The sequence below is a fragment of the Streptosporangium sp. NBC_01469 genome (assembly GCF_036227305.1).
Classification (GTDB): domain Bacteria; phylum Actinomycetota; class Actinomycetes; order Streptosporangiales; family Streptosporangiaceae; genus Streptosporangium.
In genome coordinates this window covers 9,411,056-9,432,237 of record NZ_CP109465.1, presented here as the reverse complement: position 1 = coordinate 9,432,237, position 21,182 = coordinate 9,411,056, and the positions used below count along the sequence as shown (strand labels likewise).

At 71.6% G+C, this 21,182-nt stretch carries 17 protein-coding genes; 9 read left to right on the top strand and 8 right to left on the bottom strand.

The window, feature by feature from the left end; all coding sequences use genetic code 11:
- The first annotated feature begins 62 nt into the window (after positions 1-62).
- The 3 genes from OG587_RS41105 (at position 63) to OG587_RS41095 (ending at position 5,382) form a co-directional block, all read left to right on the top strand.
- Complete coding sequence (locus tag OG587_RS41105) at positions 63-2,204, top strand: ABC transporter ATP-binding protein (RefSeq protein ID WP_329094165.1); 2,142 nt, start codon at positions 63-65, stop codon at positions 2,202-2,204.
- A 139-nt stretch (positions 2,205-2,343) separates the two neighbouring features.
- Positions 2,344-4,029, top strand: coding sequence for an ABC transporter family substrate-binding protein (locus OG587_RS41100; RefSeq protein ID WP_329084250.1), 1,686 nt, complete (start codon positions 2,344-2,346; stop codon positions 4,027-4,029).
- Between the two features lie 264 nt (positions 4,030-4,293).
- Positions 4,294-5,382, top strand: a complete 1,089-nt coding sequence (locus tag OG587_RS41095; RefSeq protein ID WP_329084249.1) for a winged helix DNA-binding domain-containing protein — start codon at positions 4,294-4,296, stop codon at positions 5,380-5,382.
- 235 nt (positions 5,383-5,617) lie between these two features.
- On the opposite strand, the gene OG587_RS41090 is transcribed toward OG587_RS41095, so the two are convergent.
- From OG587_RS41090 to OG587_RS41070, 5 genes are all read right to left on the bottom strand, one after another.
- Positions 5,618-6,673 carry a biotin-dependent carboxyltransferase family protein gene (locus OG587_RS41090; protein ID WP_329084248.1) on the bottom strand — a complete coding sequence of 352 codons (1,056 nt, stop codon included), beginning with the start codon at positions 6,671-6,673 and terminating at the stop codon, positions 5,618-5,620.
- On the bottom strand, positions 6,670-7,296 hold the full coding sequence (locus OG587_RS41085) for a 5-oxoprolinase subunit B family protein (RefSeq protein ID WP_329084247.1): 627 nt from the start codon (positions 7,294-7,296) through the stop codon (positions 6,670-6,672). The genes OG587_RS41090 and OG587_RS41085 overlap by 4 nt, the downstream gene beginning before the upstream one ends.
- The gene (locus tag OG587_RS41080) at positions 7,293-8,048 is read right to left on the bottom strand and encodes a LamB/YcsF family protein (protein WP_329084246.1); all 756 of its coding nucleotides are present in this window, start codon (positions 8,046-8,048) and stop codon (positions 7,293-7,295) included. The genes OG587_RS41085 and OG587_RS41080 overlap by 4 nt, the downstream gene beginning before the upstream one ends.
- 7 nt (positions 8,049-8,055) lie before the next feature.
- Positions 8,056-9,567, bottom strand: a complete 1,512-nt coding sequence (locus OG587_RS41075; RefSeq protein ID WP_329094162.1) for a hypothetical protein — start codon at positions 9,565-9,567, stop codon at positions 8,056-8,058.
- Positions 9,568-9,773: 206 nt separating this feature from the next.
- Positions 9,774-10,067: a hypothetical protein gene (locus tag OG587_RS41070; RefSeq protein ID WP_329084245.1), complete on the bottom strand. Its 294-nt coding sequence runs from the start codon at positions 10,065-10,067 to the stop codon at positions 9,774-9,776.
- A gap of 546 nt (positions 10,068-10,613) precedes the next feature.
- Between OG587_RS41070 and OG587_RS41065 the strand changes: the two genes are divergently transcribed.
- The 3 genes from OG587_RS41065 to OG587_RS41055 all read left to right on the top strand — a co-directional run bounded on the left by OG587_RS41065 (position 10,614) and on the right by OG587_RS41055 (position 15,680).
- The gene (locus OG587_RS41065) at positions 10,614-12,707 is read left to right on the top strand and encodes a SpoIIE family protein phosphatase (protein ID WP_329084244.1); all 2,094 of its coding nucleotides are present in this window, start codon (positions 10,614-10,616) and stop codon (positions 12,705-12,707) included.
- Between the two features lie 242 nt (positions 12,708-12,949).
- A complete protein-coding gene (locus OG587_RS41060; RefSeq protein ID WP_329084243.1) occupies positions 12,950-14,605 on the top strand; it encodes an RNA polymerase sigma factor in 1,656 nt (551 codons plus the stop codon).
- 154 nt (positions 14,606-14,759) lie between these two features.
- Positions 14,760-15,680 carry a hypothetical protein gene (locus tag OG587_RS41055; protein WP_329084242.1) on the top strand — a complete coding sequence of 307 codons (921 nt, stop codon included), beginning with the start codon at positions 14,760-14,762 and terminating at the stop codon, positions 15,678-15,680.
- Positions 15,681-15,750: 70 nt separating this feature from the next.
- Here OG587_RS41055 and OG587_RS41050 read toward each other — a convergent pair whose 3' ends face one another.
- Positions 15,751-16,491, bottom strand: coding sequence for a YaaA family protein (locus OG587_RS41050; RefSeq protein ID WP_329084241.1), 741 nt, complete (start codon positions 16,489-16,491; stop codon positions 15,751-15,753).
- A 46-nt stretch (positions 16,492-16,537) separates the two neighbouring features.
- Between OG587_RS41050 and OG587_RS41045 the strand changes: the two genes are divergently transcribed.
- Positions 16,538-17,275 (top strand): GNAT family N-acetyltransferase, encoded by a 738-nt coding sequence (locus OG587_RS41045; protein ID WP_329084240.1) that lies wholly within the window; start codon positions 16,538-16,540, stop codon positions 17,273-17,275.
- A gap of 17 nt (positions 17,276-17,292) precedes the next feature.
- Here the strand turns inward: OG587_RS41045 and OG587_RS41040 are convergent, their stop codons facing one another.
- Positions 17,293-17,523 carry a DUF7455 domain-containing protein gene (locus tag OG587_RS41040; RefSeq protein ID WP_329084239.1) on the bottom strand — a complete coding sequence of 77 codons (231 nt, stop codon included), beginning with the start codon at positions 17,521-17,523 and terminating at the stop codon, positions 17,293-17,295.
- A gap of 240 nt (positions 17,524-17,763) precedes the next feature.
- On the opposite strand from OG587_RS41040, the gene OG587_RS41035 reads away from it, so the two are divergent.
- Complete coding sequence (locus OG587_RS41035) at positions 17,764-19,836, top strand: DNA gyrase/topoisomerase IV subunit B (RefSeq protein ID WP_329084238.1); 2,073 nt, start codon at positions 17,764-17,766, stop codon at positions 19,834-19,836.
- 208 nt (positions 19,837-20,044) lie between these two features.
- Here the strand turns inward: OG587_RS41035 and OG587_RS41030 are convergent, their stop codons facing one another.
- Positions 20,045-20,539 carry a beta-class carbonic anhydrase gene (locus OG587_RS41030; protein ID WP_329084237.1) on the bottom strand — a complete coding sequence of 165 codons (495 nt, stop codon included), beginning with the start codon at positions 20,537-20,539 and terminating at the stop codon, positions 20,045-20,047.
- A gap of 166 nt (positions 20,540-20,705) precedes the next feature.
- On the opposite strand from OG587_RS41030, the gene OG587_RS41025 reads away from it, so the two are divergent.
- On the top strand, positions 20,706-21,023 hold the full coding sequence (locus OG587_RS41025; protein WP_329084236.1) for a hypothetical protein: 318 nt from the start codon (positions 20,706-20,708) through the stop codon (positions 21,021-21,023).
- Positions 21,024-21,182 lie beyond the last annotated feature (159 nt).

Here is a 21,182-nt window from a genome sequence, read left to right as displayed (position 1 = left end):
TGACGAGCGAGCGGCCCTCGGGCACGACACCCCGGATCGGCCGGACCGGCGGGCACGCGCCCGTGCCGGACCAGGTCGCCCCCGTGCTCGAGGTGCGCGATCTCGACGTCACCTTCGGCTCGGGCCCCGGCGCGGTGCGCGCGGTCAGGGGCATGGGCTACGCGGTCCGTCCCGGCGAGGTGCTCGGCGTGGTCGGGGAGTCCGGCTCCGGCAAGTCGGTCACCTCGCTGGCCGTGATGGGCCTGCTCCCGGCGCACGCCCGCGTCACCGGCTCGGTGCGGCTGCTCGGGCGGGAGATCCTGGGCGCTCCGGAGAAAACGCTCACCGCGTTCCGCGGCAAGACCGTCTCGATGGTCTTCCAGGACCCGCTCTCCGCGCTCACCCCCGTCTACCGGGTCGGTGACCAGGTCGCCGAGGCGATCCGCGTCCACCAGCGGGTGAGTGCCGCCCAGGCCGCCAGGCGCGCCGTCGAGCTGCTCGACCTGGTTGGCATCCCCAACGCCGCGCAGCGGGCCAGGGCGTTCCCGCACGAGTTCTCCGGCGGCATGCGCCAGCGCGCGGTGATCGCGATGGCGATCGCCAACGACCCCGACGTGATCCTCTGCGACGAGCCGACCACCGCGCTCGACGTGACCATCCAGGCGCAGGTGCTGGAGGTGCTGAAGACGGCGCAGCGCGAGACCGGCGCGGCGATCGTCATCATCACCCACGACCTGGGGGTGGTGGCCGGGTTCGTCGACCGGGTCCTCGTCATGTACGCCGGACGCCCCGTCGAGGTCGGCTCGGTGGACGAGGTCTACTACCGCAGCCGCATGCCGTACACCATGGGCCTGCTCGGCTCGGTCCCGCGCCTCGACCGCGGCCGGGAGCAGCCGCTGGTGCCGATCGGGGGAAACCCGCCGTCACCGGCGGCGCTGCCGCCGGGCTGCCCGTTCGAGCCGCGCTGCCCGATCGCCGTACCGGCGTGCGCCGAGGCCGAGCCGGAGCCGGAGCCGGTGGGCTCGCCCGGCCACCTCGCGGCGTGCATACGCTCCGGCGAGATCGAGGCGGCCGGCTGGTCACCCGCCCAGGTCTACGGCGTGCGCGGCCCCGCCGGGGGCGCGGCCGGTCCCGCCCCGCGCCCGGCAGGCCCCGCCGACTCCGCCGATTCCACCGGCCTCGTCGCCCCCGCCGCCGAGGAGCCGCCGCGCCCGCGCGCCGGGCGCGACGTGGTCCTGGCGGTCGAGGACCTGGTCAAGCACTACCCCCTGGTCAAGGGGACGCTCCTGCGGCGGCGGGTCGGCACGGTCCGCGCGGTGGACGGCGTCAGTCTCGACGTCCGCGAGGGCGAGACGCTCGGCCTGGTCGGCGAGTCGGGCTGCGGCAAGACGACCACCCTGATGGAGATCCTCGAACTGGCCGCACCGCAGCACGGCAGGATCACGGTCCTGGGCCACGACACCTCGCGGATGAGCTCCCGCGACCGGATGGCCGTGCGGCGCGACATGCAGATCGTCTTCCAGGACCCGCTGGCCTCGCTCGACCCGAGGATGACCGTCTACGACATCCTCGCCGAGCCGTTGCGCGCGCACGGCGCCCGAAATCCGGGGCCGAGGATCGGCGAGCTGCTCGACCTGGTCGGCCTGGAACCCGGCCACGCCGCCCGCTACCCGCAGGACTTCTCCGGTGGCCAGCGCCAGCGCGTCGGCATCGCCCGCGCCCTCGCGCTGGAGCCCCGGCTGGTCGTGCTGGACGAGCCGGTCTCGGCGCTCGACGTGTCCATCCAGGCGGGGGTGCTCAACCTGCTGGAGGAGCTGAGGACCCGCCTGGGCCTGTCGTACCTGCTCGTGGCGCACGACCTGGCCGTGGTCCGGCACATCGCCGACCGGGTCGCGGTCATGTATCTGGGAAGGATCGCCGAGATCGGCCGGGTCGGCGGGGTCTATGACACCCCGATGCACCCCTACACGCGGGCCCTGCTGTCGGCGGTCCCGCTGCCGGACCCGGTGCTGGAACGCTCCAGGAGGCGGGTCCTGCTGGAGGGAGACCTGCCCAGCCCGGCCGATCCTCCCTCGGGGTGCCGCTTCCGCACCCGCTGCCCCCTGTTCAAGGCCCTCGACGAGAGCGCGAGGCGACGCTGCGTCGACGAGGAGCCCCAGGTGCGATGGCTCGGGGACGACCACGGCGTCTCGTGCCACTTCGCCGAGAGGATCGACGCCGTATGACCCAGCCGTTCGCCCAGACTCGCGCCCAGTCGTACGCCCAGCCGCAGGCCCGGAGCGGGCCGGCCGCACGCCGTTCGCACGCCCAGCCGCACGCCCAGTCGTATGCCCCGGGAGGAACACCGTGATATCAATCCGGCGCGTGGGCGCGCTCGCCGCCGCGCTGGCCATGGCCGTCGCACCGGGTCTCGCCGGATGCGGGGGAGGGGGAGGCGGGAAGCCGGGCGGGCCAGCCCCGGTGGTCAAGGCCTACGACGTCAACCCGGTCGCCCGAGACCGGATCGCGGACGGGGGCGTGCTCCGCTGGGGGATCAACGAGTATCCGTCCAACTGGAACCTCAACCACATCGACGGCAACCTGGCGACGGTCAAGAGGGTCATGGACGCCCTCCTGCCCTCCCCCTTCCGCTCCGACGCCAAGGGGAAGATCTCCCCGAACACCGACTACCTGTCCGAGGGCAGGGTCACCGCGCACGAGCCCAGGCAGGTCGTCACGCTGACCCTCAACCCGCGCGCCAGGTGGTCCGACGGCACCCCGATCACCTGGGAGGACTACCGCGCCCAATGGCAGGCGTTGAACGGCCGCGACGCCGACTACCGGGTGGCGAGCACCACCGGCTACCAGAACATCGAGAAGGTCGCCAGGGGCCGGGACGACCACCAGGTCGTGGTGACCTTCGCCAAGCCCTTCGGCGACTGGCAGTCGCTGTTCGCGCCGCTGTACCCCCGGAGCGCCAACGCCACCGCCGAGGCGTTCAACACCGCCTGGCTGAACCGCGTCCCGGTGACCGCGGGCCCGTTCGAGTTCGTCGCGTTCGACCCGACCGCCAAGACCGTCACCATCGCGCGGGACGACCGCTGGTGGGGAGACAGGGCCAAGCTGGACCGGATCATCTACCGTTCCCTGGAGAGCGACGCGCTGGTCGGCGCCTTCAGCAACGGCGAGCTGGACACCTTCGACATCGGCCCGTCCGCGCCCGACTACGCGCGGGCCAAGAGCACCCCGGACGCGATCGTGCGGCAGGCGGCCGGACCCGACTTCCGGCACATCACGATGAACGGCGAGAGCGCGGTCCTGTCCGACCCGAAGGTCCGCAGGGCCATCGCGATGGGCATCAACCGCCAGGCCATCGCCCAGTCGGACCTCCAGGGCCTCGACTGGCCGATCGTGCTGCTCAACAACCACTTCTTCATGAACACCCAGGAGGGTTACCGGGACAACGCCGGTGAGATCGGCACGTACGACCCCGGCAGGGCCGGGAGGGAGCTGGACGCCGCGGGCTGGAAACTGGAGGGCCGGACCCGCAGGAAGGGGGGAAAGGAGCTGAACCTGCGCTTCGTCCTGCCATCTGGCCTGCAGCTCGGCAAATCCGAGGCCGAGCTCGTCCAGGACATGCTCGGCCAGATCGGTGTCGGGGTCACCCTGCAGTCGGTGCCCACGGACGACTACTTCACCAAATACATAATTCCCGGCAATTACGACATCACTGCGTTCGCGTACGTGGGCACGCCCTTTCCCGTCTCCAGCTCCTACGGCCAGTACGCCGACGCCGTCAGGCGCTCCGACGGCACCAGGCAGTGGAACGCCAACCTCGGCCGCATCGGCTCCCCGCAGATCGACGCCGCCATGAACAAGGCGACCGCCGACCTCGACGACGCCAGGGCCATCGCCGACACCAACGCCGCGGACAAGCTCATCTGGCAGGCGGTCAACGTGGTGACGCTCTACCAGCGACCGCAGAACGTCGCGGTCAAGAGCAACCTCGCCAACTTCGGCGCCCGGGGCTTCTACGACCTGAGATACCAGGACATCGGCTTCGTCCGTTGACGTGCGCTCCACCCCGGAAGCCGGAGATTCCCGAGTACCTCGAGCGGCACGACACCCGGCCCGGGGCAGTGCCCGTGTCTTCATCCCCGGGCCCGAAGGCCGGAGCGCCGGTCCGCGTCGCGGTGGTTCGTCAAGCGGCACGACCACCTGGCTCGGGGCATGTTCGGGCCTTCACCGTCGGGCCTGAAGGCCGGAGCGCCGGTCCGCGTCGCGGTGGTCACGGGCGGGCCGTGCTCTGTCGGGGGCGGGGTGTAGAAGTTGGTCATGACTATCTCGGTGACCTGGCCCCAGGTGCTCGCCTGGCGGCTGAAGCGGCAGTTCGTCGACCCGGCCGACGGGCCCGACGCGGTGTCCGTCGTGCGGAGGCTCACCGGGGTGCAGGCGCAGGTGGCCTCCTCCGCCGCCCTGGCGGTGGCCGTGCGGAGCGCGCGGCCGGATCCCGGTGAGATCGACCGTGCCCTGTGGCGAGATCGCAGCCTGGTCAAGACCTGGACGGCACGCGGCACCCTGCACCTCGTCCCCGCCGACGAGCTGGCCTCCTACGCCGCCGTCCTCGGCTCGTTGCGCAACTGGGAGAAGGGCTCCTGGCAGCGCGGCCAAGGTGTCACCGCCGCCGAGGTCGCCGCCATCCTCGACGCCGTGCCCAAGGCGCTCGCGGGCCGCGTCCTCACCCGCGAGGAGCTGGTCGACAGGGTCATCGAGGTCACCGGCGACGCCCACCTGAGGGAGGCGCTCACCTCCGGCTGGGGCGCCCTGCTCAAGCCGCTGAGCTTCCTCGGCGAGCTCTGCTACGGCCCGCCGCGCGAGGGCCGGGTGACCTTCGTCAGCCCCCGCGACCAGGTGCCCGGCTGGCCCGACGCGCTTCCCTCGGCGGAGGAGGGCGGGGTGCGCCTGCTCCGCTCCTTCCTCGGCGCCCACGGCCCCGGCGCCCCCGAGACGTTCGACGGCTGGCTCTACCGAGGGGGCACCCGCAAGGCGACGCTGCGCGGCTGGTTCCGCGACCTCACCCCTGAGCTGGCCGAGATCGAGGTGGACGGCCGGCCGATGGTCATGCTCGCCGAGCACCTCGACGACCTGGCCGCGGCCCGGCCCGCCACCGGGGTCCACCTCCTGCCCGGCTTCGACCAGTACATCCTGGCCGCCCCGCGCGACCTGGAGCCCCTCCTGCCCGCCGAGGCGAAGGCGAAGGTCAGCCGGGCCGCCGGCTGGATCTCCCCGGTCGTCATCCACGAGGGCAGGGTGGCCGGGGTCTGGGAGGCGAGGGACAGGAAGATCACTGTCGACCTCCTTGAGGAGGTCCCCGCCGCCGCCCTCGCCGCCGAGATCGAGCGGGTGTCCGCGCTCCTGCGCTGACCCGGGCCCGCCGGGCGAGGCCCGCGACGCCGCACGCCGGGGGCGAGGGTCCCCGGCAGCCCCTACAGCGGTTCCGCGAACTCCCAGCCCCGCTCCAGAAGGGTGTCCACCGCCTGTACGGCCCGTGACAGCCGGGCCTCGGGCGGTCCGGTGACGACCAAGTGGGGCAGCCCGCCCGCGGCCAGCTCCTCGCGCCGGATCGCCGTACGCCCGGCGGGGGCCGTCCGCCGGTCGGTCAGTCGCGGCGGAAGCGTATCCGGTCGCCGGGGCGGAGCTGGGCGGCCCCGGCGAGGCTCGCCGAGGTCAGGACGGCGATGACCGGGTAGCCGCCGGTCGGCGGGTGGTCGGCGAGAAACACGATCGGCTGGCCGCTGGGCGGCACCTGGACGGCCCCCGCCACCATGCCCTCGCTGGGCAGTTCCCCGTCCCTGGCCCGCTCCAGGCAGGCGCCGCGCATCCGCACGCCCACCCGGTTGCTGTCCTGGCTGACCTCGTACGGCCCCGCGCACAGGGTGGCCAGGGCTCCGGGAACGAACCAGTCGTCCCGGGGACCCGGCAGGAACCGCAGGACGCCCGCCCCGGACTCCGGCGGGGGCGCCGCGTCCACGGTGATCGGCGGCAGGTCCCCGGTCGGTCCCACGGGCAGGACCGTCCCGGCGCGCAGCGGGGGAGGCCCGAGCCCGGACAGCGAGTCGGCCGACCGGCTCCCCATCGTGGCGGGCACGTCGACACCGCCCCGGACGGCGACGTAGGTACGCAGGCCGGTCCCGGGCGTCCCCAGGCGCAACTCGCCGCCCGCGGGGACCCAGAAGGGCGCGCACATCCCCTGCGAGACCGTCATGCGCCGGATCACCCCACCCGGAGAGGCGCCACCCGGAGAAGCAGCGCCCGGAGGGGCCCCGCCCACGGACGCCCCGCCCGGCGGGGCCTGGCCCGTGGACGCCCCGCCCGTGGACGCCGGCACCCCGCTCATGGACATCCCGCTCACGGATGCCCCACCCGGAGCGGTCGGGGCCGTCCCGCCAGGGGCCGCCTCGCGCGGCCGTACGACGTCCAGGAGGCAGGTGGCGCCGGTGACGGCGACCCAGGCGCCGGCGGTGAAGCGCAGCCGGGCGCCGCCGAAGGTCAGCTCGATCCCCGCGGCGTTCTCCGGGTTGCCGACCAGGCGGTTGGCCAGCCGCAGGCTCGGCTCGTCCGCCGCGCCCGAGCGGGGCACCCCGAGGTGGGCGTACCCCGGCCGGCCGAGATCCTGCACGGTGGCGTACGGCCCCGGCGCGATCACCTCGATCATGGCTCGCCGACCGCCAGGAACCGCACCCGCGTCCCCGGGGTGAGCAGGGCGGGCGGGTCGGCGGCCACGTCCCACACCGCCGTCGCGGAGCGGCCGAGCAGCCGCCAGCCGCCGGGGGAGGCCGAGGGATAGACCGCAGAGTAGGGGCCGGCGACCGCCACCGCCCCGGCGGGCACCGAGGTCCGCGGGGTGTCCAGCCGGGGGACGTGCAGCGCCGGGTCCAGCCCCGTGAGGTAGGCGAACCCGGGGGCGAAGCCCAGCCAGCCCACCACCAGTTCCCGCCCGGTGTGCCGCTCGACCACCTCCCCCGGGGAGAGCCCGCTCAGCGCGGCGACGTCGTCGAGGTCGGCGCCGTCGTACACGACGGGAAGGGTCACCTCCGGCGCGGGCGCTGCCACCGCGGCGTCCGCGGCGGACGCCGTGTCCAGCAGGCGGGAGAGCTCGTCCCGCAGACGCGCCGGGTCGGTCCCCGGCGCGGTGACGAGGACCGTGACGGGGCCGGGCACGATCTCGACCACCCCGCAGGGCCGGTCGGCCCGCAGCAGGGCGTCCAGCCGGTGGGAGACCTCCAGCGAGCCGGTCTCCACCAGCATCGCGTGCTCCCCGGCCCGCCGGATGCTCACGCGAAGGACCTCAGCGTCACTCCGGCGTCCACCAGGCCGTCGCGGACGGCACGGGCCATCAGCACGGCGCCGGGGGTGTCGCCGTGCACGCAGATCGAGCGCGCCTCGACGGGGACCAGCGAGCCGTCCACCGCCCCGACCACCCGCTCGGTGGCCATCCGCACGGCCCGGTGCGCGACCGTGCCGGGGTCGTGCAGCACCGCGCCGGGGGAACGGCGGGAGACCAGCGTTCCCGAGCCGGTGTACGCGCGGTCGGCGAAGGCCTCGACGACGGTGGTGACCCCCTCCCCGGCGGCGATCTCGTGGACGACGGAACCGGGCAGGGTCAGCAGCGGCAGGTCCCGGTCGTAGTCGGCGACCGCCGCCACGACGGCCCCGGCCTGCTCGGGGTCGCGGCAGATCCGGTTGTACAGCGCGCCGTGCGGCTTGACGTAGGAGACCCGGCCGCCCATCGCCCTGGCGATGCCGTCCACCGCCCCCAGCTGGTAGAGAACCTCGGCGCAGAGCTCCTCGGGGTCGACGTCCATCTCGCGGCGGCCGAACCCGGCCAGGTCCCGGTAGGACACCTGGGCGCCGATCACCACTCCCCGGTCGACCGCCGCCGCGCACGTGCGGCGAATGATCAACGGGTCGCCCGCGTGGAATCCGCAGGCGACGTTGGCGCTGGTCACGACATCGAGGAGGGCCTCGTCGTCGCCCAGCCGCCAGATCCCGAAGCCTTCGCCCAGATCGGCGTTGAGATCGATCACCATGGTTCACCTACACCGGAGGCTCGTCGGGAATGTCCGCGATGTCATCAAGGGCGATGGCCAGCTCCTCGGGGTCGTCCCCGATGCGCTCGGCGATCTCGATCAGCACGTGCAGCACGTCGTGCCGGTCGTGGCCCAGGTCCAGCAGCCGCTGCGCCGCCTCCCAGAGCTGCGGAGGGTCGCCCTCCCAGAGCCGGGCGGCGATCTCCTCGTGCCAGGCGAGGTGCTCGTCGTAGTCGCGCCGGTCGAGCTCCCCCGCGTGGTCGATGCCCAGCAGGATCCGCCGGTCGGTGTCGTCGGCCGGGTTGAGCAGGCTGAGCTTGATCTCGCCGTGCGTCCCCTGCAGGAAGGGGAACGCGAACACCCGCCTGGCCAGCGCCGACAGGTCGCCGTCCGGCAGCAGCCGGGCGAGCAGGTCGCGGTCGAGCCCGAAGGTCGTCGGGTCGCGGTAGGACTCGGCGAACTTGCCCGTCGCCTCCCAGACCGCGTCGAGCGTGGCCCGCAGCCCCTCGTCGGGCAGCCCGGTCCGGCCGGCGGCGAACCGCGCCCACGCGCCCAGCACGTGCGGCACCGCCTCCTGCTCGGCGGTGCTGAGCATCACCTTGCGCGGCAGCCAGTCGAGGAGGAACGTCTCGCACTTGGTCGGGCTCACCCGGAGCGGGCGGCCGAAATCCTGGTCGCAACCGTAGTCGATGATGTGATCGGCGCACCGGGAGGCCGACGAGGGGTCGGACAGGTGCTCGGCCGCGTCCGAGGAGAGGAACTCGGCCGCCAGCATCGCCCGGCGGTCGCGGCTGTAGGGGGCCTCGCTGTGCAGCGGGGCCGGCCGCTTCCTGCCGGGCGGCAGCGCCTTGATCCGGGACCTGGCGAAGGCGTGGTAGGCGCTGTAGCTGTCGCTGACCGGCACGGCCGTCCTGCGCTGGCCGTACTCGGCGGTGGCCTTCATGGCCGATTCGAGCAGCGCCCTGGCCTGCTGCGGCTCGATCTCCCCGAACCTGAGCATCGGGTTGCCCTCGGCCTCGGCCCTGACCTGCTCCAGCAGCTTGTCGACGTGCGAGGAGACCCAGGCGTCACGGGCGATGCCGCGCATGTTGTAGTCGACGATCACCACCAGCGCGTGCCGGTCCTCGACGCTGTCGGTGCCCCGGTAACCGAAGGTGCACACCACGGTGTCCTGGTCGCCGTACGCGTCGCGGGAGACGAAGCAGCCGGTCGTCTTGACCACGCCCAGCCGGTCGGCCCAGCGGGGCCTGGCCACGTCGCGCTCCATGAGCGCCAGCGCGGCGCCCTCCGCCTTGGCGGCCTGGCGGGCCGTGCCGAGATAGGCCAGCGCGATCAGCAGGGTGAGCGCGGCGGGCGAGCCGGCCTTGGCCGCGTAGTCGACCAGGCCCTCGCCGAGGACCTGCTCGGCGTCCCCGCGGCGCAGCCGGCGCCCCCACCAGGCTCCGATCATGTCGGAGACCATGAGCTCGGCGTCCAGCGGGCTGCGTACGGCCAGTAGCTCGCGAGCGGCGAGCAACATCTCGGCGAAGACTGCCTCGGGGGACTGGCTCTCCCTGGGGTCTCGACGATGTCGCCGGCTCAAGCAGCCTCCCCCGTCGGGCGCGCGAGCCCATCACGGACGCCGCCGCCGCGCTGATTGGCCCGCTCGCTTCCCTCGCTCACGTCCCAACCTTCTCGCATTCCCGGTCCAAACGGTGCGTAGAAGACGGCCGGGTGCTCCCGATGCTACCGGGGACCGCGGGGCGGCGGCGCGGAGTTGACAAGGGCGAGCAAATGCTCGCGGGCGACGCGCTCGACGACCTCGGCCGTCGGCTCGATGCCGAGATGCTCGGCGCAGGCGCAGACCTCGGCCACGCACCTGTCGACGGTGTCGAGGGGGACCGTGAGGAACTCGGCGGCCAGGTGAGAGGTCACCGGCTCGTGGAGGGCCGTCGAGGGTGCTGAGGGCGCTGAGGGCGCTGAGGGTGCGGCGAAGGTCGTCACGGAAGGCCCGGCGAGGCGGGTGGCAAGAACGGGCATGGATGTCGCATTCCTCCGGAGTTTCCCGGGGGGCATCCCCCGGATGTGTCGGCGAGGACGTGCGTTTTCATTCCACAACTTATCTCGGGAGTGTCAACCCTCGGCGCCGTGATATGGAAAGCTGGCCCCGTGTCTTGACTGAATCCTGCAACAGTGGAGTAAGCGAGTGTCCCCGAACAGGGAGCCGAATTGACGGCGAGTCAGTAGCCTGATCTCGCCTGCAAGCCCGACGGAGATGAGGTGGGCAGTTGCCGGGACGGTCCGGCCCGATCCTGCTATGGTCCTGGCCGCAAACGTTCGGAGGCGCGATGCCGGCCGGTCGGCGCCCGTGTGGGAGCCCCCTCGGGTCGGCACGAGGGTTCCGGTCATCGGAGCGGCGGCGCTCCCGGGGTGCGCGGACCGCATCTTGGGCGGGGCTTCCGTCCGCACCTGCCCATCGCCGATGATGTACTCCAGGATCCGGTCCCCCGGAGCCGCGCTACGCCAATTCGCAAGTTTGGAGATGTGCCTCGTGGGAGACCCTGGCACGCGACGGAGGTGCCGACCATGAGCGCCGAAACCTCCGTGCCCCGTCCCCGGGAGTCGGGTGTGGACATCTCAGACTCCGGCCTGTTGCAGGGCCTGCTGTCACAGTCGCCGTTCGCCTTCGCGTTCTTCGACCCCGGTGGCCGCTTCGAGCGCGTCGACGAGGTCTTCGCCGACGTGGTCGGCCTGCCCGCCGAGCGCCTGGTCGGCCGCGCCCCCGGCGAGCTGCTCTCCGCCGACCTGACCGCACTGATCGAGGGTTCGGTCCGCGGCATCGTGGCGGGGGCCGAGGTGGAGGGCGACCAGCGGATCCGCGTGCGCACCGCCGAGGGCGAGACCCACCACTGGTCGCTGACCTTCTCCCCGATCCACGACGACAAGGGCACGCTCCGCGCGATCTGCCTGGTCGGCGTCGACATCACCGACAGCAGGCAGGTCGAGGAGGACCTCAGGCGCAGCGAGGAGCGCTACCGCTCGCTGGTCGAGGCCCAGTCCCAGCTCGTGTGGATCACCGCGCCCAACGGCGCCGTGGAGGAGGACGCGCCGCAGTGGCGGGCCATCACCGGCCAGGGGCTTGAGGAATACCTCACCCACGGCTGGCTGGAGGCCGTCCACCCCGACGACCGCCCGCACACCGAGGAGGCGTGGCGCGAGGCGCTGCGCGGCCGGATCATGTTCGAGTGGAGCTACCGGGTCCGCACCCGGGCCAGCGGCTACCGGCACTTCGAGGTGCGCGCCGTCCCGATCATCCGGCACAACCGGGTCGTCGAGTGGGTGGGCGCCAACACCGACGTCACCCCGCAGCGCGAGGCCGAGGAGATGCGCGGCCGGCTGACCGACCAGCTCGGCGCCGCCGCCCTGCGGACCGCGCGCCTGCAGGGCGCCACGGCGATGCTCGCCGAGGCGCTCACCGTCGAGCAGGTGGTCCAGGTCATCATCGACGTGGGCCGTACGGCGCTGGCGGCCGACCGCTCGGCCGTGGCGCTGCTCGACGTCGACCGGGCCGCACTGAAGCTGGTCAACAGCGGAGGCATCCCCGACGTCCCCGGCGCGCCCGGCGAGGAGATCCCGCTGTCGCACTCCAGCGTGATGACCATGGCGGTCAACAGCCGGCGTCCGGTCTTCGCCGAGTCGCCGGAGAGCCTGAAGTCCCAGCTGGTCGACGCGGGCGGCGACAACGAGACGATCACCGGATTCATCGCCCACAGCGACGAGCGGGCCTGGGTGGGCCTGCCGCTGCTGGCCGCGGGGCGCGCGCTCGGCGCGCTGAGGTTCTCCTTCACCCGCCCGCAGAAGATCTCCCAGGAGGACGGGGTGTTCCTGGAGGCGCTCGCGGGACAGTGCGCCCTCGCCGTGGAGCGGGCCACCCTGTTCGAGCGCGAGCACCGCACGGCCGAGACGCTCCAGCGCAGCCTGCTGCCCGACCGCCTGCCGGTGGTCCGGGGCCTGGTCCTCGCCCAGCGGTTCCGCTCGGGAAGCCGCCACGTGCAGGTCGGCGGCGACTGGTACGACGCGTTCGTGCTCCAGGACGGCCGGGTCGCGGCGGTGGTCGGCGACGTCATGGGCAAGGGCGTCAAGGCCGCGGCCGGGATGGGCCGCATCCGCAACGCCATGCGGGCCCTGGCGCTGACCAACCCGCCGCCCGCGGCGGTGCTCACCGGCCTCGACAGGGTCTTCGAGGCCACCGAGGAGGAGGAGCAGGTCACGACCCTCGCCTACATGGTCGTCGAGCCGGGCACCGGGGAGGGCACGCTGGCGCTCGCCGGTCACCCGCCGCCGCTGCTGGTCTCCCCGCAGGGCGTGCCGCTGCTGTGCGACGGCGAGCCGGGCACCCCGCTGGGCTGGCCCACGAGCCGACGGCAGTTCAGGTTCTGCGTGCCGCCGGGCCACACCGCTGTCCTGTATTCGGATGGTCTGGTCGAGAACCGCAAGCGTGGCCTCGATGCCGGGCTTGCTGATCTTTGCTCTGTTGTGACCGAAGCGCCGGCCGAAGTGGTGGGAAGCCCCCACATGTTGCTAGATTTTCTTGTCGATCGCATGCTGTCTGGATATGAGCAGGATGACGATGTCACGGTGCTCGCGATCCACGTTCCCCTCGCCACGAAGAGTGACTGAATGAAACAGTCATAACGGTTGCTTTCGGGTATCGGTGCCTCGCTTCCGTACGCACTACTCTCTTGGTCGGCCTAGGGTGGAGGGCAACCGCCAGGAGGCGGCCGTATGGATCACGGTGTCATGCCACAATGCTGGACAGGTACGTCGCGGTTCGCGCGGCCTTTAATCACAACTAGAGGTAAAACTGCCCCTAGTTGGGCATCTGGGTCCATTCTCGTCACGCTTTCCTTCGAGAGGTGTTCGTGTCGCCTGCAAGTTCGACTCGCTCGAAGCCATCCGAGCTGAACGAGCCCGTCATTCAGCAGCTGATGGAGCGGGGGCGCTCGCAGGGGTTCCTCGAGTCCGAGGATGTCCGCAAGGCCGTCGAGGAAGCGGACATTCCGATGGCGCAGGTCGCTGGAATCCTGCGAAGCCTCAGCAAAGAGGGCATCACAGTACGGCTGACTGCCGAGGATTCCGCGGCTCCCAAGAAGCCCCGCACTTCCAAGAAGCCCCGCACTGCCCCGGCCGCGCCCGCCGCCGTCAAGAAGACCAAGACCGCTGCCGCGGCCAAGGAGCAGCCGGAGACCGTCACCGCGGTCGTCAGCGGTTCCGAGCCCGCCGCGACCGCGGCCAAGAAGCCGGTGGCCCCGGCCAAGAAGGTCGCCCCGGCCGCCAAGAAGCCGGTTCCCACCCCGCCGCCGAGGAAGGCCGGTCCCGCCGGGGCCGCCGTCCCGGCTCCCGCGTCCGCGCCGAAGCCGGTCACCGGTGACGACGACGAGGTCATCGAGCTCGAGGACGTCGAGATCGAGGACTTCGACCTGGAGGCCGTGGCCGAGGTCGAAGTCGAGGTCGAGGTGGAGGTGGAAGCCGAGGTCGAAGTGGAGGCCGAGGCCGAGGTCGAGGAGGAGCCCAAGGTCGAGGCCGTCGAGGTGAACGAGGACGAGGTCCTCATCCTCACCGATGACGACGATGACGCCCCGGTGCCTCAGGTCGCCGCCGCCGGCGCCACCGCCGACCCGGTCAAGGACTACCTCAAGCAGATCGGCAAGGTCCCCCTGCTCAACGCCGAGCAGGAGGTCGAGCTCGCCAAGCGCATCGAGGCCGGTCTGTTCGCCGAGGAACAGCTCGGCACCGACGGCGAGAAGCTCCCGGTCGACGTTCGCGCCGAGCTGGAGTGGATCGCCGAGGACGGCCGCCGGGCCAAGAACCACCTGCTGGAGGCCAACCTCCGTCTCGTGGTCTCGCTGGCCAAGCGTTACACGGGGCGCGGAATGCTCTTCCTGGACCTGATCCAGGAGGGCAACCTGGGCCTGATCCGCGCGGTCGAGAAGTTCGACTACACCAAGGGTTACAAGTTCTCCACCTACGCCACGTGGTGGATCCGGCAGGCGATCACCCGCGCCATGGCCGACCAGGCGCGGACCATCCGCATCCCGGTCCACATGGTCGAAGTGATCAACAAGCTGGCTCGCGTCCAGCGGCAGATGCTCCAGGACCTGGGCCGCGAGCCCACCCCGGAGGAGCTGGCGCGCGAGCTCGACATGACCCCCGAGAAGGTCGTCGAGGTCCAGAAGTACGGTCGCGAGCCGATCTCCCTGCACACCCCGCTGGGTGAGGAGGGGGACAGCGAGTTCGGTGACCTCATCGAGGACTCCGAGGCCATCGTTCCCGCGGACGCGGTCAGTTTCACGCTTCTGCAGGAGCAGCTCCACTCCGTTCTGGACACGCTGTCCGAGCGCGAGGCGGGCGTGGTCTCGATGCGTTTCGGCCTGACCGACGGTCAGCCGAAGACGCTGGACGAGATCGGCAAGGTCTACGGGGTGACGCGCGAGCGCATCCGGCAGATCGAGTCCAAGACGATGTCCAAGCTCCGCCACCCGTCCCGGTCCCAGGTCCTGCGCGACTACCTTGACTGAGACTTCCTGACAAAGGGCCCGCACCATATGGTGCGGGCCCTTTGTCGTTAACGCGGGTGTAACAGGTCGGTAGCACACCGTGTGAAACGGGCTCCTAGGCTGCCGCCTCATGGGTGTGGCCGAAGCTGACAGGATTCGCGCCCGGGGACTGCGGGTGATCATCGATCGTCCGTGGGCGGACGCGATGCTCGACGAGGCGGTCGCCGCGGTACGCCGGAAGGTGTTCGAAGCCGGCACGATCACGATCGGCGCGGCCCGCGGCGATCCGGAGAGCCGTGCGCTCAGGATCGAGGCGCTGGCCAGGGCGGCCGTCGGTCACAGCCGTGCCATAGAGGCGTTGACGGCCCGTGACCGGGCCAACCCCGACCTCTGGCTCTGGCTCGGGCGCACCCGCATCGAGGAAGCCTGGACGATCAAGCCGGATGTCAAGGCGCGGGCCGTGCAGGCGCAGCGCGTGCAGGCCTTCCAGGAGGCGATGGAGTCGGCCAGGACGCCGCTCTTCACCGCGGCGTCCCTCGCGCCGTCCGATCCGGTGCCCTGGGAATCGATCATGTGGCTCTACCTCGGCCTCGACCGGCCGCGCCAGGAGAAGGACGCGGTCTGGTACGAGGCCGTTCGCCGTTATCCGACGCTGTTCCCGGCCAACGTGGCCCGGCTCATGACGTTGTCCCCCGCCTGGGGTGGCAGTGCCCAGGAGATGCTGGAGTTCGCCAGGCAGGCCGTCTCGCGGGCGCCCGACGGGGATCCGATGGCGTCCCTGGTGCCGCTGGCCCACTTCGAGCAGGTGTCCGCCGAGCGGTCGCCGATGTCGCGCGGCGGCTGGTTCTCCGACGGGGCGCTGCGCGAGGTCGTCTCACACTCGGGCCGCTGGCTGGGAAGTGACGGCCATCCCCGGTCGATCGAGGCGCACAACCTGTTCGGGGCCGCCTTCTACCTGGCCGACCTGCGGCGGCCCGCGCGCGGGCACCTGGTGCGGACGGGAGGCAGGGTCAGCAGGTTGCCGTGGTCCTACCTCGGCGATCCCACCCAGCAGTTCCAGCGGGCCTGCGGGCGGCTCCACCTCGTCGCGGCGTGAACCCGGCCGAGGTCCTTCGGCACGCCCGCCGCGTCCCCGGTACGGCCACGGGAGGGGAGCCCGCGGGACATCACACCATGACGTCGAGTGTCCACGACCGTTTCCCCGTGGGCGGTTCACAGAGAGTGACGGAGTGACCGAGATGGTCCAGGACCTTGGCGAGCTCCTCTGGACCCTCCGGATCCACGCCCCCCTCCAGCAGGGAGCGGGCGATCACGCCGCGGGTGGCCTTGGCCATGTGGCTGACCACCTTCCCGTCCCTGAACACCCGTACCGCCACCGCCCGGCCGCCCGGCTGCCACGCCGCCGCGTACGTGCTGGAGCGCAGGTCCACGACCAGGCCGGGCTCGGCGTCGAGCAGGGGGGTGACCGACCGGCGCCAGAAGGCGCCCAGGCCGCCGAGTGGCGGCAGCCGCACCCCCATCGACAGCCGGTACGGCGGCACGCGGTCGCCGAGCCGCAGCAGGCCCCAGAGGCCGGAGAAGATCAGCAGCCGCTCCGAGGCCCGCGCCGCGGCCTCGGGGGACAGCGAGGCCAGGCCGAGGTTGTCGTAGAGCACACCGGTGTACAGGTCGGCCGCGGCCAGCGTCGGCGCGGTCCGCAGGAGCAGGTTCACGCCGACCTCACCGGCCTGCCCCGGCGACAGGCCGAGGACGTCCCGCGCGGCCGGTTCCCGGCACAGCGCGGTGAGCGCGTTCAGGACGATCTCCCTGGGCGAGCCGAGGGCGGGAAAGCTCAGCCGGGGCAGGTCGAGGGCGGGGCCGTCGCCCCGCGCGGCCTTTCCCTCGGACGGAGGCAGCAGAATCAGCACAGTCGCCGAGCGTAGTGGGGCGATCGGGGGGTTAGGATCCTTCAGCATGATCGATGAGGTCTTCGACCGGCTGGTCGACCAGGCCTGGCCGGCGCTCCATCGGGTGGACGCCGGGGGCTGGACGCTGCGCGCCGCGGACGGGGTGACCAAGCGGGCCAACTCCGTGCTGCCGCTGGGCGAGCCGGAGGACCTGGAGGCGGCCGTCGAGGGAGCCGAGAAGTTCTACGCCGACCGCGGGCTGCCCTGTGTCTTCTCTGTGGGAGGCGGTGCCGCGCCTGGTCTGGACGCGTCGCTGGGGGCGCGCGGCTACAGGGTGGTGGATCCCACACTGATCATGACTGCGCGCCTCTCACCCGGGGACGGGGGGCCGGAGGGGCGGGGAGGGCCGGGGCCTGGAGAGAAGGTCGAGCTCGCTGAGGCGCCCTCACAGGCGTGGTTGGACGCCTGGTGGAGCGTGGACGGGAGGTTCGGTGGCGACGGTCTGGTGACGGCCGCGCGGATCCTCACCGGCGTGCCGGCCGTATACGCCTCGCTCGGCCGGGAGGCCGTCGGGCGGGGCGTGGTCCAGGGGGAGTGGTTCGGGATCTACTCCATGGCCGTGGTGCCGCACGCGCGGCGCAGGGGCCATGGATGGAAGGTGTTGCGTGCCCTGCTCTCGCATGCACGGGCGCAGGGCACACAGCGGGCATATTTAGTCGTAGTGGAGTCGAACACCGCTGCCAGGGCGCTCTACGAGCGGCAGGGCTTCACGGTGGCGGGCCGATATCACTATCGGGTCCGATGATGGCTCCATTCGTCTGGTTATCGTTCGTCGTTGCCTGCCGAGGCCGGGGCGTCGCTGAGACGAGCGGACTCGTCCTGGATGTTGGCGCCCTTGTCTCTCAGCACGGCCACGTGCTGACGCCCGTGATGGGCGCAGAACAGCAGCTCCCCACCTACGGGCAGGGTCGCGCGGATGTAAGCCTGGGCGCCGCACCGGTCACAGCGGTCAGCAGCTGTGAGCTGCTTGGCGGGGGCGAGGGTTCCAGTCACGTATCGCCTTTCAGGTCATCCCCTGAGGTGGAGGATCTGGCGTCAGTCACTTGAGAGAACATCTAACCCGATACGAACGTTCCCAACCGACCCCCTGCTACGCCCAGAGCGGAAAGTGTCCGAAAGTAATGATGATCACGCCGGATGTAACGCCCGAGCCCGCCGGATGGCAAGCTTGTACGCGTCGTGGTGGGAAGAACGGTAAGCTGCGCACACGTGTTCGACAGAGTGGGAGTGGGCGTGACCGCAGTTAGCGCGGAGACGGGTTATACGGCCCGCCACCTGTCGGTGCTGGAGGGTCTCGAAGCCGTCCGCAAGCGTCCAGGCATGTACATCGGGTCGACCGACAGTCGCGGTCTCATGCACTGCCTCTGGGAGATCGTGGACAACGGGGTCGACGAGGCCCTGGCCGGTTACTGCAGCCGCATCGAGGTCGAGCTGCACCCCGACGGCTCCATCGAGGTCCGCGACGACGGCCGGGGCATCCCGGTCGACGTCGAGCCCAAGAGCGGCCTGGCGGGCGTGGAGCTCGTCTACACCAAGCTCCACGCGGGCGGGAAGTTCGGCGGCGGCGCCTACGGCGCCTCGGGCGGCCTGCACGGCGTCGGTGCCTCCGTCGTCAACGCCCTGTCCTCGCGGTTGGACATCGAGGTCGACCTCAACGGCCGGATCCACGAGATCAGCTTCCGCAGGGGCGTGCCCGGCGTTTTCGACGGCGACGGCCCCAAGGCGAAGTTCAAGAAGAAGTCAGGGCTGCGCGACGGCGGCGCCGTGGCGAAGAACGTCACCGGCACCCGCGTGCGCTTCTGGGTCGACCACCAGATCTTCCTGCCCGAGGCCGAGGTCTCCCTCGACGAGATCCACGTCCGCCTCCGCCAGACCGCGTTCCTGGTCCCCGGCCTGTCCCTGGCCGTGCGCGACAGCCGCGGCGAGGAGGCCGTCGAGGAGGAGTTCCACTTCGACGGCGGCATCTCGGAGTTCACCGAGTTCCTCGCCCGCGACGAGGCCGTCTGCGACGTGCTGCGCCTGCAGGGCACCGGCCACTTCCACGAGACCGTCCCGGTCCTCGACGACCTGGGGAACATGACCCCGACCGAGGTCCAGCGGGAGCTCACCGTCGACGTGGCGGTGCGCTGGGGCAAGGGCTACGACAGCACCGTCCGCTCCTTCGTCAACGTGATCGCCACCCCCAAGGGCGGCACCCACGTCAACGGTTTCGAGCGCGCCCTCGTCCGCACCCTGAACGAGCAGCTGCGCGAGACCCGCCTGCTCAAGAACGGCGACGCCCCGGTGACCCGCGAGGACATCATGGAGGGTCTCACCGCCGTGGTGACCGTCCGGGTGCCCGAGCCGCAGTTCGAGGGGCAGACCAAGGAGGTCCTGGGCACCTCGGCGGCCTCCAGGATCGTCGCTCACGTCGTCTCGCGAGAGCTCAAGGAGCTGCTCGCCAACCCGTCGCGCAACGCCAAGCCGCAGCTCCGCGCGGTCCTGGAGAAGATCGTCGCGGCGGCCAAGGCCCGCATCGCCGCCAGGGAGCACCGCGACAACCAGCGCCGCAAGACCGCCCTGGAGAACTCGGCGCTCCCCGCCAAGCTGGTCGACTGCCGCAGCGACGAGGTCGACCGCAGCGAGCTGTTCATCGTCGAGGGCGACTCGGCGCTGGGCACCGCCCGCGCGGCGAGAAACTCGGAGTTCCAGGCGCTGCTGCCGATCCGGGGCAAGATCCTGAACGTGCAGAAGGCGTCCGTCGCCGACATGCTCAAGAACGCCGAGTGCGCCGCGATCATCCAGGTCATCGGCGCGGGCTCAGGGCGTTCCTTCGACATCGAGGCCGCCCGCTACGGCAAGGTCATCCTGATGGCCGACGCCGACGTCGACGGGGCGCACATCCGCTGCCTCCTGCTGACCCTGTTCCACCGCTACATGAAGCCGATGGTCGAGGCCGGGCGGGTCTTCGCCGCCGTGCCGCCGCTGCACCGCATCGAGGTCATCAACCCCACCCGCGGTCACGGCAAGTACGTCTACTGCTACTCCGACGCCGAGCTGCAGCGGATGCTGCGCGACCTGGAGCGCCGGGGCAAGCGCTGGAAGGACCCGATCCAGCGCTACAAGGGCCTGGGTGAGATGGACGCCGACCAGCTGGCCGAGACGACCATGGAGCCCCGCCACCGCACCCTGCGCCGGGTCCGCATCGAGGACATCGAGGAGGCCGAGCGCATCTTCGCCCTCCTGATGGGCAGCGACGTGGCCCCGCGCCGGGAGTTCATCGTGAGCAGCGCGGCCGAGATCGACCGCGACCACATCGACGCGTGATCATCCCCGCCGGGTGACTTTCCGGCGGGGACAGCCCTGGGCGGGATCCGGAGCGCCGGTCAGGTGATCGGGCCGCCGCCGACCGGATGTGCGGGCGAGCCATCCGTCATGCCCGCAGCCTTCGAACGCCGGCGAACGCCGTGGAATCGTGAAACCGGATCCGGCCCCGGCCCCGGCCGGTTCCCGTGCCGGGGCCGGATCCCGATGCTCAGATCTCGACAGGCATCAGCTTGCCGGTGCGCACGTCGTAGACGGCCCCGCCTACCGGCATCCCCACGGGCAGGAACGGGCTGGTCCTGATCCGTACGAGGTCGTGGCGCAGCGCCGCGTCCTGGTCGGGGACGGTGTGGAAGTCCAGGCTGCGGGTGTCGACGCCGCGCCGGGCGGCGATCGCGTGCACCTCGTCGTCGGTGACCTTGTTCATGCCGCAGTCGGTGTGCGGCATGACCAGCACCCGCTCCACCCCCAGCAGGGTGACCGCCAGGACAAGCGTGCGCAGGACGTCGTCGGTCACCCGGGCCCCGGCGTTACGGAGGATCTTGGCGTCCCCCGGCTTCAGGCCGAAGAGCCCCAGCGGATCGATCCGCGAGTCCATGCAGGTGACCACGGCGAGGCCACGGGCGGCCCTGCCGGTCAGTTCGGCATTGGTGAACGTGGCGGAGAACTCCTCGTTGGCGGCCAGCAGGTCGTCAAAAGCACTCACGTACGCATCCCTCGGTCGGCGCAATCAACGGACCAATGATGCTTCATGCCGGTTTCGCGAGCGTTGCCGGGGCCGCACCGGGTGAGGACTTCACCAAGATCCCACCACTGCCTGTCGCCCTGGGTCATGATGTCGTCACCCAGAGTCCGGAAGTGTGGAGAGGCTGATGAGCAGGACCGAATCGCTGGCCGATTATCTTCGCGACCAGGGCAGGCGGAAGCTCGACCGGGTCGAGGCCAGGGACGGGGGGCGCAACGCGCGCTCGGCACTGGCCCTGCTCGACGCGGCGGTCTACACCCGGTCACTGAAGGACGACGACCCGTTCGTGGCCGTCCTCGCGGAGGCGGGGTGTTTCGGCCCGCAGGGGACCGGCGAGTTCGAGCCGACGGACAGGGTGGCCAGGGTCGTCCGCTTCTGGGAGTCGGGTGAGCCCTGGCAGCTGCTGATGGCGATCCGGTTCGCGCTCCAGGGCGCGCTCACCTGAGATGCCGGGTTTCGGCCCGCCCGTCGAGGAAAGGCGGGCCGGGCCGCGGCCGCGCTCATGGCACCGGGCCGGGGCGCCCCGCGTGCCCCGGGTCCGATCGGCGCGGAACGCCGTTGAAGCTCCCGGTGACACCGCCATAGGATCTTCATCGGTGCCGAG

Coding starts and splice junctions, on each gene's coding strand:
- OG587_RS41070 (WP_329084245.1), bottom strand. CDS start 10,067: ATGCCCGTTCTTGCCACCCGCCTCGCCGGGCCTTCCGTGACGACCTTC.
- OG587_RS41080 (WP_329084246.1), bottom strand. CDS start 8,048: ATGGTGATCGATCTCAACGCCGATCTGGGCGAAGGCTTCGGGATCTGG.
- OG587_RS41045 (WP_329084240.1), top strand. CDS start 16,538: ATGATCGATGAGGTCTTCGACCGGCTGGTCGACCAGGCCTGGCCGGCG.
- OG587_RS41025 (WP_329084236.1), top strand. CDS start 20,706: ATGAGCAGGACCGAATCGCTGGCCGATTATCTTCGCGACCAGGGCAGG.
- OG587_RS41075 (WP_329094162.1), bottom strand. CDS start 9,567: ATGTTGCTCGCCGCTCGCGAGCTACTGGCCGTACGCAGCCCGCTGGAC.
- OG587_RS41065 (WP_329084244.1), top strand. CDS start 10,614: ATGAGCGCCGAAACCTCCGTGCCCCGTCCCCGGGAGTCGGGTGTGGAC.
- OG587_RS41090 (WP_329084248.1), bottom strand. CDS start 6,673: ATGATCGAGGTGATCGCGCCGGGGCCGTACGCCACCGTGCAGGATCTC.
- OG587_RS41095 (WP_329084249.1), top strand. CDS start 4,294: ATGACTATCTCGGTGACCTGGCCCCAGGTGCTCGCCTGGCGGCTGAAG.